The following is a 12,471-nucleotide window of genomic DNA, read 5'->3' as shown; positions in this document are numbered from 1 at the left end:
GCGCGGTACCGTCTCGGTGCCCCCTGTTCAGCGAAAGGCAGCCCAGACGCCATGACGCCCGAAGCACTGACTCCCGAGCGCATCCTCGAAGCCACCGAGGACGTGCTGCGCCGGTACGGCCCGGCGAAGGCCACGGTCGTGGACGTGGCGCGGGCGCTCGGAGTCAGCCACGGCAGCGTCTACCGGCACTTCCGTACGAAGGCGGCGCTGCGGGAGGCCGTGACCGGGCGCTGGCTGGAGCGCAGTGTGATCGAGCTGGCGGAGATCACGGCGCGCACGGATCTGCCGGCCCCCGACAGGCTCCTGCGGTGGATGTCGGCCCTGTTCGCGGCCAAGCGGCGCAAGGCGGGCGGCGACCCCGAGCTGTTCGCGACGTACGGCGTGCTCATCGGCGAGAACAGCGATGTGGTCGAGCACCATGTACAGGAGCTCGTGGGGCAGCTCCGGACGATCGTCGAGGAGGGCGTGGCCGCGGGCCGCTTCGGCGCGGTGGACCCGCAGACCTGCGCGCAGGCGGTGTTCGACGCCACGACCCGCTTCCACGACCCGGCCCACGCGGCGGACTGGTCGAAACCCTCCGTCGAGGCGGAGTTCGCAGGCCTGATGGACCTGGTGCTGCGCGGGCTGCGTCCCTAGCGCCTCTCGTTCGGATCCTGCCGGGGTCGAGAACCGGGCCGGGAGCCGGGTTCGGGATACCCGTGCAACCGCCCGGTTCAGCAGCGGACTTCAGGAGCTCGGGTCCACGGTCGCCTGATGGGCCTCTGCCAGGTGCTCCTCCGCCTTGAGCCATGGAAGGAACTGCGCGCTCCTGCGCCAGTCGCAGGTACCGCAGCTCAACTGCCGCTGGATGCCCGCCTTTTCGACCCGCACCACGTGTTCACGTCCGTGCTGGTCCCATCTGCTCACCTTGCTGGTGGTCGTGGACGGCATGCTTGTGCCTCCTGTGCCTGGCCTGCCTGCGGGTTCGCGTGGGCCCAGTGTGCACGAAGCCCCCGGTTCCGTTACCCGGAACCGGGGGCTTCGAACGCGTCGTTGGCCGGGCGTCAGCAGCCGAGCAGGCGGCTGCCCAGGTAGCCCTGGATCTGGTCGAGGGAGACCCGCTCCTGCTTCATGGTGTCGCGCTCGCGCACGGTCACCGCGTTGTCGTCGAGGGTGTCGAAGTCGACGGTGACACAGAACGGGGTGCCGATCTCGTCCTGGCGGCGGTAGCGGCGGCCGATGGCGCCCGCGTCGTCGAACTCGATGTTCCAGTTCTTGCGCAGGTCCGCGGCGAGGCCCTTGGCCTTCGGGGAGAGCTGCGGGTTGCGGCTCAGCGGCAGGACGGCGACCTTGACCGGCGCGAGGCGCGGGTCGAGGCGCATGACCGTGCGCTTCTCCATGACGCCCTTGGCGTTGGGCGCCTCGTCCTCGTTGTACGCGTCGAGGAGGAAGGCGAGCATGGCGCGGCCGACACCCGCCGCCGGCTCGATGACGTACGGCGTCCAGCGCTCGCCGGCCTCCTGGTCGAAGTACGACAGGTCGGTGCCGGACGCCTTGGAGTGCGCCGAGAGGTCGTAGTCGGTGCGGTTGGCGACGCCCTCGAGCTCGCCCCACTCGCTGCCGCCGAACTGGAAGCGGTACTCGATGTCGGCGGTGCGCTTCGAGTAGTGGGAGAGCTTCTCCTGCGGGTGCTCGAACCAGCGCATGTTCTCCTCACGCAGGCCGAGGTCGCGGTACCAGTTCCAGCGCTGGTCCATCCAGTACTGCTGCCACTCCTCGTCCTCGCCGGGCTTGACGAAGAACTCCATCTCCATCTGCTCGAACTCGCGGGTGCGGAAGATGAAGTTGCCCGGAGTGATCTCGTTCCGGAAGGACTTGCCCATCTGCGCGATGCCGAACGGCGGCTTCTTGCGCGAGGTCTGCTGCACCTGGCCGAAGTTGGTGAAGATGCCCTGGGCCGTCTCGGGCCGCAGGTAGGCGACCGCGCCGGAGTCCTGGGTGGGGCCGAGGTGGGTGGAGAGCAGGCCGGAGAACTGCTTGGGCTCGGTGAACGTGCCCTTGTTGCCGCAGTTGGGGCAGTTCAGGTCGGCGAGGCCGTTCTCGGGGAGCCTGCCGTGCTTCTCCTCGTACGCCTCCTCCAGGTGGTCGGCGCGGTAGCGCTTGTGGCAGGAGGTGCACTCGGTGAGCGGGTCGGTGAAGGTGGCGACGTGGCCGGAGGCCTCCCAGACCTCGGTCGCCAGGATCACCGACGAGTCGATGCCGACGACGTCCTCGCGCGAGGTGACCATGTAGCGCCACCACTGGCGCTTGATGTTCTCCTTGAGCTCGACACCCAGCGGTCCGTAGTCCCAGGCGGCCTTCTGACCGCCGTAGATCTCGCTGCAGGGGTAGACAAAGCCACGGCGCTTGCTCAGGTTGACGATCGTATCGATCTTGTCGGCGGCCACGGTGCTCTCTTCATTACGACGACGACGAACGGAGAATGATTCAGGTTACCGGCGGCGGCACCCCTGGGATCAAATCGGATCGGGTACGTGGGCCGGGACGCTGGTTTATTGACAATCGTTTCCGTTTTTGTTGAAAATGAGTGTCATGAACGTACGACGCCTCATACCCACCGCCGCCACCGCCGGAGCTGTCACGCTCGGCCTCCTGGCCCTGTCCGCCTGCTCCACCTCTGACGCCGCGGGCGGCGAGGACAGCGGGAAGCTGAAGGTCACCGCGTCGTTCTACCCCATGCAGTATCTCGCCGAGCAGATCGGCGGCGACAACGTCGACGTCACCACGCTCACCAAGCCGGGCGTCGAGCCGCACGACCTCGAGCTCAAGCCCCGCCAGACCGCCGAGCTCAACGACGCCGGTCTGGTCCTCTACCTCAAGGGCGTCCAGCCCGCCGTCGACAAGGCCATCGACCAGTCGGGCGTGAAGTACAAGGTCGACGCGGCCACCCTCACGAAGCTCGAGCACTTCGACACCGCGGGCGGTCACGACCACGGACACGAAGAGGCCGGACACGAAGAGGCCGGGCACGACGAAGCCGGGCACGAGGAGGCCGGGCACGAGGAGGCCGAAGCCGGGCACGAGGAGGCCGAGGCCGGGGCCGACCCGCACATCTGGCTCGACCCGGTGAAGTACGCAGAGGTGGCCAAGGGCGTCGGCGCCCAGATGGAGAAGGCCGACCCGGACAACGCCGCAGCCTACAAGAAGAACACCGACGCGCTGGTCGCGAAGCTCAACACCCTGCACACCGACTTCGAGCAGGGCCTGAAGAACTCGGCCACGAAGACGTTCATCACCACCCACTCCGCCTTCGGCTACCTCGCGCAGCGCTACGGCCTGGAGCAGGAGGGCATCGCGGGCGTCGACCCCGAGTCCGAGCCCAGCCCGGCCCGTATCAAGGACCTCCAGACGATCGCGAAGGAGGACAAGGTCACCACCGTCTTCTTCGAGACCCTGGCCAGCGACAAGACCGCGAAGACCCTCGCCAAGGACACCGGCCTGAAGACCGACGTCCTCGACCCGCTCGAGGGAATCACGGACCGGTCGAAGGGCGATGACTACATCGAGGTCATGAACTCCAACCTCGCCGCGCTGAAGAAGGCCCTCGGCGCGAAGTGACGCAGTCCCACCAGGAGAGGCGGCCCCCCATGAGGACCGAGCCGGTCATTTCCGTCCGCGGAGCCCGGGCCACGCTCGGCTCGCGGCCCGTACTCCGCGGCATCGACCTCTCCGTCGAACGCGGTGAGGTCGTCGCCCTGCTCGGCGCCAACGGCTCCGGCAAGTCCACCGCCGTACGCTCCGTGATCGGCCAGGTGCCGCTCACCGACGGCCGGATCGACCTGTTCGGCACGGAGCTGCGCCGCTTCCGCCAGTGGGCCCGGGTCGGATACGTGCCCCAGCGCACGACCGCCGCGAGCGGCGTGCCCGCGACCGTCCGCGAGGTCGTCGCCTCCGGGAGGCTCTCGCGCGCCCGCTTCGGCCTGCCCTCACGCGGTGACAAGGCCGCCGTGCAGCGGGCCATCGAGCTGGTCGGCCTGGCCGACCGCGCCAAGGACTCCGTCGGCGCCCTGTCCGGCGGCCAGCACCAGCGGGTGCTCATCGCCCGCGCGCTCGCGGCGGAGCCCGAGCTGCTGATCATGGACGAGCCGATGGCCGGCGTGGACCTGGCCAGCCAGGAGGTGCTGGCGGGGACGCTGCGTGAGCAGGTCGGCGCCGGTACGACGGTGCTGCTGGTGCTGCACGAGCTGGGCCCGCTGGAGCCGCTGATCGACCGGGCCGTGGTGCTGCGCGACGGATGCGTCGTCCACGACGGGCCGCCTCCGGAGGCCGTCGGCCAGCACGCCCTGCCCGGGCACGACCACGTACACCCCCACGCGGCCGACGAGCCGCTCCGCACTGGACTGCTGACATGATCCTGGAAATGCTCGAATCCCCGTTCATGCAGCGCGCCCTGCTCGCGGCGCTGCTGGTCGGCATCACGGCCCCCGCCGTCGGCATCTATCTGGTGCAGCGGCGGCAGGCACTGATGGGCGACGGAATCGGCCATGTCGCGATGACCGGTGTCGGCCTCGGTTTCCTGCTGTCGACCAACCCCATCTGGATGGCGACACTGGTCTCGGTCCTCGGCGCCGTGCTGATGGAACTCATCCGCACCTACGGCCGCACCCGCGGTGACATCGCACTGGCGATGCTGTTCTACGGCGGCATGGCGGGCGGTGTGCTGCTGATCGAGCTCTCGGACAGCGGGTCCACGGCCAACCTCACCACGTATCTCTTCGGCTCCCTCTCGACCGTCTCCGACCAGGACGTCCTCGCGATCGTGCTGCTCGCGGCGTTCGTGGTGCTGGTGTCGCTGGGGCTGAGGCGACAACTGTTCGCCATCAGCCAGGACGAGGAGTTCGCCCGGGTCACCGGTCTGCCGGTGCGGGCACTGAACCTGCTGATCGCCGTCACCGCGGCGGTCACGGTCAGCGTCGCCATGCGAGTGGTGGGTCTGCTGCTGGTCAGCGCCCTGATGGTGGTGCCGGTGGCCGCGGCCCAGCAGATCTCGCGCTCCTTCAGGACGACGTACGCCCTGGCGGTCGCGATCGGCGTGACGGTCGCCCTGGCCGGAACCACCACCTCCTACTTCCAGGACGTGCCGCCGGGGGCCACGATTGTGATGCTCGCCATCGCCGTGTTCGTCGTGCTGACCGCGCTGGCCGCGCCCCTGGCGCGGCGGCGGGCGAAGGCGATGGAGGCGAGCGGCGACGGGAGCGTGAACGCAGCCGAGTGCACGGCCGACATGCCGGGCACGAGGCGCCCGGGCGACGACGTCAAGGTCTGAGCCCGGTACGGGTCCGCGCGGCACCACTCGGCGGGCCTGGCAGAATGGCCCGACATATGTGCGGGCGAGGCGAGGAGGCACCTGTGACCACGGCGCCAACCGGCGGTAACACCGCCCCGGTACGAGGCCGGTCGACCCGGCAGCGGGCCGCGGTGGCGGCGGCGCTCGACGAGGTCGACGAATTCCGCAGCGCTCAGGAGCTGCACGACATGCTCAAGCACCGCGGTGACTCGGTGGGCCTGACGACGGTCTACCGCACGCTGCAGTCGCTCGCCGACGCGGGCGAGGTCGACGTGCTGCGCACCAACGAGGGCGAGTCGGTGTACCGCCGCTGCTCGACCGACGACCACCATCACCACCTGGTGTGCCGCATGTGCGGCAAGGCCGTGGAGGTCGAGGGGCCGGCGGTGGAGCAGTGGGCGGAGACGATCGCCGCCCAGCACGGCTATGTGAACGTGGCCCACACCGTCGAGATCTTCGGCACCTGCGTGGAGTGCGCGGCGAAGGCCGGCTGAACTGACGCGTCGGCGGCCCGCACCCCTTTTCGGCCTTTTCGGGTGCGGGCCGCCGACGCGTACCGCGTCAGAGATCGAAGCAGTCGTAGGACCCGTCGGCGTTGCGGCCGACGGTGTTGTGGCCCCAGCAGTCCAGGGCGGGGGCGAGGTGGTACATCCGCCAGGTGAGCGCCGCTGCCAGGAAGACGGCTGCCGCGAGGACGGGCACGGACCGGCGCACGGCGACCATCATGGCGCCCAGTGCGGCTCCGGCCGACACCACGGCACAGTAGAGGGCGAGATCCGATTCGTTGGGGCGGAGGCCGGGGAAGTCCTCCATCTCGATCGTGAAGGCGAAGCTGAGCAGTACGAAGAGGAGGGCGACGCCGAAGAGTGCGGCGCTGCAGCAGCCGCGCACGGTCACGCCTTCCGCAGATGACCGTCGAGCAGCGTACGCAGCCGCTCGACTCCGGCCGCGTCCGCCGCGCCCCGTTTGGGCAGGACCATGAGGCCGATGCCGTGCCTGTCGCCGGTGAGGAGGACGAACACGTCGTCGGTCTCCGCGTACCGCGCGTACATCCCCCACTGCTGGGCCGTGTCGCTGTCGCGGCTGGTGACCCGGACGCCGGTGCCGTCGGCGACGGCACGGAACTCCCCCTGCCCGGCCGCCATACGGTAGATCTGGCGCGCCTGGATCCACGGCAGGAGGTACAGGCAGCCGAAGGCGAGCACCGCGATGACCAGCAGCAGCCACAGATTCCAGGTCATCCGGCCCCGCACGATGAGCAGCGCGAAGGCGCAGACGCCCAGCACGCCGGCGAAGTTCAGCAGGCGCCAGGTGAGACGTCCGGCCGGGGTGCCGCGCATCCGGGCCCTCAGGGCGGACGCCATGTCGCGGGCGGTGGGCTCGTAGACGAGCACCACCGCCTCGATGTCCTGCTGCTGCCCGCGCTCCTGTGTCATGGCCCCTCCCGGTGGCGGTGATGAGCCGTGATCGTAACGACCTTCGCCGGCGGCCTCGTACGCCGGTCCGGTCAGGCCGCCGGGCCCTCTGGGCGGCCCCGCATCGCCTCGAGCTCCTCGTTGGGGATCGCGCCGCCGAAGCGGCGGTCGCGCTGCGCGTACTCGAGGCAGGCGCGCCACAGGTCGCGGCGGTCGAAGTCCGGCCACAGCACGTCCTGGAACACCATCTCGGCGTAACTGGACTGCCAGATCAGGTAGTTCGAGGTGCGCATCTCGCCGCTGGGCCGCAGGAAGAGGTCGACGTCCGGCATGTCCGGGTAGTACAGGTACTTCTGGAACGTCTTCTCGTTGACCTTCGACGGGTCGAGCCTGCCCGCCGCCACGTCGCGCGCGATGGCCTGCGCCGCGTCCGCGACCTCGGCCCGGCCGCCGTAGTTGACGCAGAAGTACAGCGTCATCGCGTCGTTGTCGACGGTCTGCTCCTGCGCGATCTGGAGCTCCTGGACGACCGACTTCCACATCTTCGGCATGCGGCCGACCCAGCGGATCCGGATACCGAGCTCGTTCATCTCGTCGCGGCGGCGGCGGATGACGTCCCGGTTGAAGTTCATCAGGAAGCGCACCTCGTCGGGCGAGCGCTTCCAGTTCTCGGTGGAGAAGGCGTACAGGGAGAGGTTCTTGACGCCCATCTCGAGGCAGCCCTTGAGCACGTCCAGGACGACGCCCTCGCCGACCTTGTGCCCCTCGGTGCGGGGCAGGCCGCGCTCCTTGGCCCAGCGGCCGTTGCCGTCCATGACGCACGCCACATGGCCCGGCACCAGCTCCGCCGGGATCCTGGGCGGCCGGGCGCCCGAGGGGTGCGGCTCGGGGACCTTGTACTCGCGGCGGGACCGGCCAAGGATTCCGCGTCGTGCCATGCGGCTCACATCTCCTATTTCGCTACTTCTCTACGTACCGCAGGGAGCGCAGCCCGCGCTCCAGATGCCAGTGCAGATACGCGGACACCAGTCCGCTGCCCTCCCTGACGTGGCGCGCCTCGCACGCGTCCGCCGTCGGCCAGTCGCCCGTCAGCAGCGCGCTGAGCAGAGCGACGGCCTCCGCAGAGGGTACGACGCTGCCGGGCACCCGGCAGTCGCCGCATATGACGCCGCCCGCGGCGACGGAGAAGAACCGGTTGGGGCCCGGAAGTCCGCAGCGGGCGCAGTCGTCGAAGCTGGGCGCGTAGCCGTTGACGGCGAGGGAGCGCAGCAGGAACGCGTCGAGGACGAGATTCGGCGCGTGCTCGCCGCGCGAGAGGGTGCGCAGGGCGCCGACCAGCAGCAGGTACTGCTGGACGGCGGGCTCGCCCTCATGGTCGGTGAACCGCTCGGCGGTCTCCAGCATGGCGGTGCCGGCGGTGTAGCGGGCGTAGTCGCTGACGATGCCGCCGCCGTACGGGGCGATGGTCTCCGACTGCGTGCACAGCGGGAGCCCGCGTCCCACGAGCTCGCTGCCGCGGGCGAAGAACTGCACGTCCACATGGGAGAACGGCTCGAGTCTGGCCCCGAACTTCGACTTGGTCCGCCGCACACCTCGCGCCACGGCGCGTACGCGGCCGTGACCACGAGTGAGCAGCGTGATGATGCGGTCCGCCTCACCCAGCTTCTGGGTGCGCAGGACGACGCCGTCATCACGGAACAGGCTCATGGCCCCATTCTCCCGTACAGGCGGCGGCCGCCGACCCGGGGTCGCGCCGGGGCCACCGAATATACACACGGAGCGATATACTGATACACACTGCCGTATACACAGGGGGTTGCCCAGTGAGCCGGACCGTGATCGACCTTGACGACGAAGCCCTCGCCGCCGCTGCCATAGAGCTCGGTACCACCACCAAACGTGACACCATCAACACCGCACTTCGCGAAGTGACCGCACGGTACCGGCGACTGCGCGCACTGGAGGATTCCCGCAAGCACGTCGCCGACGGCGGCGTGGACATCGACATCCTCATGGACAAGCGCAAGTACCGGGGCGGCGTCCGGGACGACGAAGCCACCGAGTCGCACAGGAGTGCGTGAGTGCACGTCGCCGACTACCTCATCGACACCTCGGCACTGGCCCGCATCATGCTGGGTCAGACCGCCGCCGAGTGGGACAGCAGGATCGGCGCCGGTCTCGTCGCGATCTGCGGCTTCACCGAGCTGGAGACCCTGTTCTCGGCCAAGTCGACCGCAGATCGCGAGCGGCTGAAGCGCAACCTCGACACCTACTACACCTGGTGCCCGATCCCGGACGGCATCTACCGGCGTGCACAAGTCGTACAGGAACAACTCACCACCAAAGGCGAGCACCGCAGCGCTGGGCCCATCGACCTCCTGGTGGCCGCGGTCGCCGAAGAGGCCGGCCTCACACTGCTCCACTACGACCGGGACTTCGAGACCATCGCCCGCACCACAGGGCAGCCGACCCGCGTGATCGATCTCCGGAGCTGACCGTCAGGGCAGTTCGCCTCGGCTGCGGGCGTTCACGTACGCCGTCGTCGCGCTGATCCGCTCCGCGGCGGTCGCGGGGCGGACCGCCTCCGGGGCGCACTCCCATTCGCGGCCGCCCCCGACGGGTCTCAGGGACACGAACGGTCCCGACTCCCCCATGAGCCGGCCGACGCGGCCGGTGCGGGTGTCCACGACATACGAGCCGATGGGCGGGACGGCGGCCGACGTCATGGAGCATCGCCCCGTTCCCCTGCGAGCGCCGCCGTGACGAGACGGACCGTTTCCACGTCGCAGCGGCCCAGTTCGACGAGCGGGCAGGGCACGTCCCTCGCGTACGAGGCGGGGTCGATGCGCAATGAGGGCAGCGTGATCCCGGACCGTTTCAGAGCGACGCGCAATTTGTTCACGGCTTCCTCCGCCTCTGCCACGCACGCCACCGGGTGACGCGGGCTCTTTCCCTTGCTCGACATGATTTCCCTTCCATGGTCATGTTCACGAATCGCATTACGACGGTGGCGCTCCGCGAGTACCCTGATCAAGGGTGTGCCCACTACAACTGGGCAGCTGAGCACGGGGGTTGATCCATGGCCAAAGCTCCGCGGCAGGCGGCGTGGGAATTCTTCGGCGCGGAACTCAAGCGGCGGAGAGAGGTCGCCGAACTCACCCAGGAGGAGTTGGGCGCGCGGGTGTTCGTATCCGGTGGCTACATCGGACAGTTCGAACAGGCCATTCGGAAACCACAGTTGGACGTGGCGCGACGAATCGACGAAATACTGCGAACCGACGGTATTTTCGAGCGAATGTGCCGCAAGCTCATCGACAAGTCGCCTTACGCCGAGTACTTCCAGGCCGTGGCAGAGCTGGAACGACTGGCAACGAAGATCTGCGAGTTCGCACCGACGGTCGTCCCGGGCCTGCTCCAGACTGCCGAGTACGCGAGGGCAATCACGATCGCGGCGAATCCGTTCGCGACCGAGGACTACGTGGAGGAGAAGGTCGCTTCCCGGGTGGAGCGGGCGCGCATCCTTGGAGGCACTACAAGGCCCGAGTATTGGGTCGTGGTGCACGAGTCCGCTCTACGGGTGCCGGTCGGAGGGCCGGCCGTGATGGCCGGACAGCTGGAACACCTGGCCGCCCTGGCTCGGCAGCGGGTGGCGCTGATCTCCGCGCTGCCGAGCACGGCTGGCGCGCACGCGTCAATGGGCGGGATGCTGACCCTGCTGGAGTTCGAGGACGCACCGCCAACTGCCTATACGGAGACGTCATTTTCCGGCATGTTGCTCGATGACCCGGCTGTGGTGAAGAGAGCACAGCGCGCCTACGATCTGCTGAGGGTCGCCGCACTGTCGCCGGAGGCGTCCCTGGCCCTGCTCGAGTCGGCGGCGGAGGACCACAGACGATGCGCGAGTACGACCTGAGCACCGCCCAGTGGCGCAGGAGCAGCTACAGCAACGGCGAAGGCGGTAGCTGCGTCGAGATCGCCGACGACCTCCCCCATGTCGTGCCCGTGCGGGACAGCAAGGTACCCACCGGGCCCGTCCTCCTGGTCACCGCCGGGGCCTGGGATACGTTCATCAAGCAGGCCTTTGAGACCTCATAAGTCAACCTTATGAGGTCATAGGGCTGGGCCGAGTACTGACTTAGGCATGCCTTTGTTTAGGGTTACCGACGAGCCAGTTGTCGCCGCTCGAAGGGAACCTGTCATGCCCCGCCCCCTGCGGGTAGCCATCGTCGGAGCCGGCCCCGCCGGAATCTACGCCGCCGATGCGCTGCTGAAGTCCGAGGTGGCTGCCGCCGACCCCGGCGTGTCCATCGATCTCTTCGAGCGTATGCCCGCGCCCTTCGGCCTGATCCGTTACGGCGTCGCCCCCGACCACCCGCGGATCAAGGGCATCATCACCGCCCTCCACCAGGTGCTCGACAAGCCGCAGATCCGCCTCTTCGGCAACGTCGACTACGGCAGCGACCTCAGCCTCGACGACCTGCGTGCCTTCTACGACGCGGTGATCTTCTCCACCGGTGCGACCGCCGACCGCGCGCTCGACATACCCGGGGTCGAGCTGGACGGCTCGCACGGCGCTGCGGACTTCGTGTCCTGGTACGACGGGCACCCGGACTGGCCGCGCACCTGGTCGCTGGAGGCCGAGAAGGTCGCCGTGCTCGGCGTCGGAAACGTCGCGCTCGACGTGGCGCGCATCCTCGCGAAGACGGCGGACGAGCTGCTGCCGACCGAGATCCCGGCGAACGTCCACGACGGACTCAAGGCCAACAAGGCGCTCGAGGTGCACGTCTTCGGGCGTCGCGGCCCGGCGCAGGCGAAGTTCAGCCCGATGGAGCTCCGCGAGCTGGACCACTCCCCCAACATCGAGGTCATCGTCGACCCCGAGGACATCGACTACGACGAGGGCTCGATCGAGACCCGCCGCGGCAACAAGCAGGCGGACATGGTCGCGAAGACCCTGGAGAACTGGGCGATCCGGGACGTCGGCAACCGTCCGCACAAGCTGTTCCTGCACTTCTTCGAGTCGCCCGCCGAGATCCTCGGCGAGGACGGCAGGGTCGTGGGCCTGCGGACCGAGCGCACCGAGCTCGACGGCACCGGCAACGTGAAGGGCACGGGCCGGTTCAAGGACTGGGACGTCCAGTCCGTCTACCGTGCCGTGGGCTACCTCTCCGACGAGCTGCCCAAGCTCCCCTGGGACGTCGCGACCGGCACGGTGCCCGACGAGGGCGGCCGCGTGATCGAGGAGTCCGGCGAGCACCTGGACTCGACGTACGTCACCGGATGGATCCGCCGCGGCCCGGTCGGCCTGATCGGCCACACCAAGGGCGACGCGAACGAAACGGTGTCCAACCTCCTCGCCGACTACGCGAACGGCCGGCTCCAGACACCGGCGTCGCCCGAGCCGGAGGCGGTGGAGTCCTTCCTGGCGGAGCGGAACATCCGCTGGACGACCTGGGAGGGCTGGTACAGGCTCGACGCCGCGGAGAAGGCGCTGGGCGAGCCGCAGGGCCGTGCGCGCGTGAAGATCGTGGAGCGCGAGGACATGCTCGAGGCGAGCGGCGCCTGACCGGCCCCCGCCCGAACGCGAGACCGGCGGTGGGGCCGGGCCCCCCGGGGCCGGGCCCCCCCCCCCCGCCCCCCCCGGGGGGCCCCCCGGGGGGGGGCCCCCCCCGGCGGCCCCGGGGCGGGACGGGGGCCCGCGGCACCGGGGCGGGGCGCCCGCCCCCCCGG

Annotated in this window: 18 protein-coding genes; 10 read left to right on the top strand and 8 right to left on the bottom strand. The window is 69.3% G+C overall.

Features of this window, described 5'->3' with window-relative positions; translation table 11 throughout:
• Nucleotides 1-51: 51 nt before the first annotated feature.
• The gene (locus tag ACFYV1_RS08275; protein WP_389394637.1) at nucleotides 52-636 is read left to right on the top strand and encodes a TetR family transcriptional regulator; all 585 of its coding nucleotides are present in this window, start codon (nucleotides 52-54) and stop codon (nucleotides 634-636) included.
• A gap of 90 nt (nucleotides 637-726) precedes the next feature.
• On the opposite strand, the gene ACFYV1_RS08270 is transcribed toward ACFYV1_RS08275, so the two are convergent.
• Both ACFYV1_RS08270 and ACFYV1_RS08265 read right to left on the bottom strand, forming a co-directional pair.
• On the bottom strand, nucleotides 727-930 hold the full coding sequence (locus ACFYV1_RS08270) for a hypothetical protein (protein ID WP_389394636.1): 204 nt from the start codon (nucleotides 928-930) through the stop codon (nucleotides 727-729).
• Nucleotides 931-1,043: 113 nt separating this feature from the next.
• Nucleotides 1,044-2,426: a glycine--tRNA ligase gene (locus tag ACFYV1_RS08265; RefSeq protein WP_389394635.1), complete on the bottom strand. Its 1,383-nt coding sequence runs from the start codon at nucleotides 2,424-2,426 to the stop codon at nucleotides 1,044-1,046.
• Between the two features lie 145 nt (nucleotides 2,427-2,571).
• Here ACFYV1_RS08265 and ACFYV1_RS08260 point away from each other — a divergent pair, with 145 nt between their 5' ends.
• The 4 genes from ACFYV1_RS08260 (at nucleotide 2,572) to ACFYV1_RS08245 (ending at nucleotide 5,820) form a co-directional block, all read left to right on the top strand.
• Nucleotides 2,572-3,597 carry a metal ABC transporter substrate-binding protein gene (locus ACFYV1_RS08260; protein ID WP_389394634.1) on the top strand — a complete coding sequence of 342 codons (1,026 nt, stop codon included), beginning with the start codon at nucleotides 2,572-2,574 and terminating at the stop codon, nucleotides 3,595-3,597.
• A gap of 29 nt (nucleotides 3,598-3,626) precedes the next feature.
• Nucleotides 3,627-4,391, top strand: coding sequence for a metal ABC transporter ATP-binding protein (locus tag ACFYV1_RS08255; protein WP_389394633.1), 765 nt, complete (start codon nucleotides 3,627-3,629; stop codon nucleotides 4,389-4,391).
• The gene (locus ACFYV1_RS08250; protein ID WP_389394632.1) at nucleotides 4,388-5,305 is read left to right on the top strand and encodes a metal ABC transporter permease; all 918 of its coding nucleotides are present in this window, start codon (nucleotides 4,388-4,390) and stop codon (nucleotides 5,303-5,305) included. Before ACFYV1_RS08255 ends, ACFYV1_RS08250 begins: the two co-directional genes overlap by 4 nt.
• 83 nt (nucleotides 5,306-5,388) lie before the next feature.
• Nucleotides 5,389-5,820: a Fur family transcriptional regulator gene (locus tag ACFYV1_RS08245; RefSeq protein ID WP_389394631.1), complete on the top strand. Its 432-nt coding sequence runs from the start codon at nucleotides 5,389-5,391 to the stop codon at nucleotides 5,818-5,820.
• A gap of 67 nt (nucleotides 5,821-5,887) precedes the next feature.
• Here ACFYV1_RS08245 and ACFYV1_RS08240 read toward each other — a convergent pair whose 3' ends face one another.
• The 4 genes from ACFYV1_RS08240 to recO form a co-directional block, all read right to left on the bottom strand.
• Nucleotides 5,888-6,217 (bottom strand): hypothetical protein, encoded by a 330-nt coding sequence (locus tag ACFYV1_RS08240; protein WP_389394630.1) that lies wholly within the window; start codon nucleotides 6,215-6,217, stop codon nucleotides 5,888-5,890.
• A gap of 2 nt (nucleotides 6,218-6,219) precedes the next feature.
• Nucleotides 6,220-6,762 (bottom strand): YcxB family protein, encoded by a 543-nt coding sequence (locus ACFYV1_RS08235; RefSeq protein ID WP_389394629.1) that lies wholly within the window; start codon nucleotides 6,760-6,762, stop codon nucleotides 6,220-6,222.
• 71 nt (nucleotides 6,763-6,833) lie between these two features.
• A complete protein-coding gene (locus ACFYV1_RS08230) occupies nucleotides 6,834-7,679 on the bottom strand; it encodes an isoprenyl transferase (protein ID WP_389394628.1) in 846 nt (281 codons plus the stop codon).
• Between the two features lie 22 nt (nucleotides 7,680-7,701).
• Nucleotides 7,702-8,448: a DNA repair protein RecO gene (gene recO, locus ACFYV1_RS08225; RefSeq protein ID WP_389394627.1), complete on the bottom strand. Its 747-nt coding sequence runs from the start codon at nucleotides 8,446-8,448 to the stop codon at nucleotides 7,702-7,704.
• A gap of 116 nt (nucleotides 8,449-8,564) precedes the next feature.
• On the opposite strand from recO, the gene ACFYV1_RS08220 reads away from it, so the two are divergent.
• The gene (locus ACFYV1_RS08220) at nucleotides 8,565-8,822 is read left to right on the top strand and encodes a type II toxin-antitoxin system VapB family antitoxin (RefSeq protein ID WP_389394626.1); all 258 of its coding nucleotides are present in this window, start codon (nucleotides 8,565-8,567) and stop codon (nucleotides 8,820-8,822) included.
• Complete coding sequence (locus ACFYV1_RS08215; RefSeq protein WP_389394625.1) at nucleotides 8,823-9,236, top strand: PIN domain nuclease; 414 nt, start codon at nucleotides 8,823-8,825, stop codon at nucleotides 9,234-9,236. It abuts the gene before it with no gap.
• Nucleotides 9,237-9,239: 3 nt separating this feature from the next.
• Here the strand turns inward: ACFYV1_RS08215 and ACFYV1_RS08210 are convergent, their stop codons facing one another.
• Both ACFYV1_RS08210 and ACFYV1_RS08205 read right to left on the bottom strand, forming a co-directional pair.
• A complete protein-coding gene (locus ACFYV1_RS08210) occupies nucleotides 9,240-9,467 on the bottom strand; it encodes a hypothetical protein (protein WP_389394624.1) in 228 nt (75 codons plus the stop codon).
• Entirely contained in the window at nucleotides 9,464-9,706 is a 243-nt protein-coding gene (locus ACFYV1_RS08205; RefSeq protein ID WP_389394623.1) for a hypothetical protein, read from the bottom strand. The genes ACFYV1_RS08210 and ACFYV1_RS08205 overlap by 4 nt, the downstream gene beginning before the upstream one ends.
• A 114-nt stretch (nucleotides 9,707-9,820) precedes the next feature.
• On the opposite strand from ACFYV1_RS08205, the gene ACFYV1_RS08200 reads away from it, so the two are divergent.
• From ACFYV1_RS08200 to ACFYV1_RS08190, 3 genes are all read left to right on the top strand, one after another.
• Nucleotides 9,821-10,654: a Scr1 family TA system antitoxin-like transcriptional regulator gene (locus ACFYV1_RS08200; RefSeq protein ID WP_389394622.1), complete on the top strand. Its 834-nt coding sequence runs from the start codon at nucleotides 9,821-9,823 to the stop codon at nucleotides 10,652-10,654.
• On the top strand, nucleotides 10,636-10,836 hold the full coding sequence (locus ACFYV1_RS08195; RefSeq protein ID WP_389394621.1) for a DUF397 domain-containing protein: 201 nt from the start codon (nucleotides 10,636-10,638) through the stop codon (nucleotides 10,834-10,836). Before ACFYV1_RS08200 ends, ACFYV1_RS08195 begins: the two co-directional genes overlap by 19 nt.
• Before the next feature lie 103 nt (nucleotides 10,837-10,939).
• Nucleotides 10,940-12,307 carry an FAD-dependent oxidoreductase gene (locus tag ACFYV1_RS08190; RefSeq protein WP_389394620.1) on the top strand — a complete coding sequence of 456 codons (1,368 nt, stop codon included), beginning with the start codon at nucleotides 10,940-10,942 and terminating at the stop codon, nucleotides 12,305-12,307.
• Nucleotides 12,308-12,471 lie beyond the last annotated feature (164 nt).

It is taken from the genome of Streptomyces sp. NPDC003023, from assembly GCF_042888225.1.
Taxonomy (GTDB): domain Bacteria; phylum Actinomycetota; class Actinomycetes; order Streptomycetales; family Streptomycetaceae; genus Streptomyces.
The sequence above is the reverse complement of the archived record's forward strand: the minus strand, read 5'-3'. Positions and strand labels throughout refer to the sequence as shown.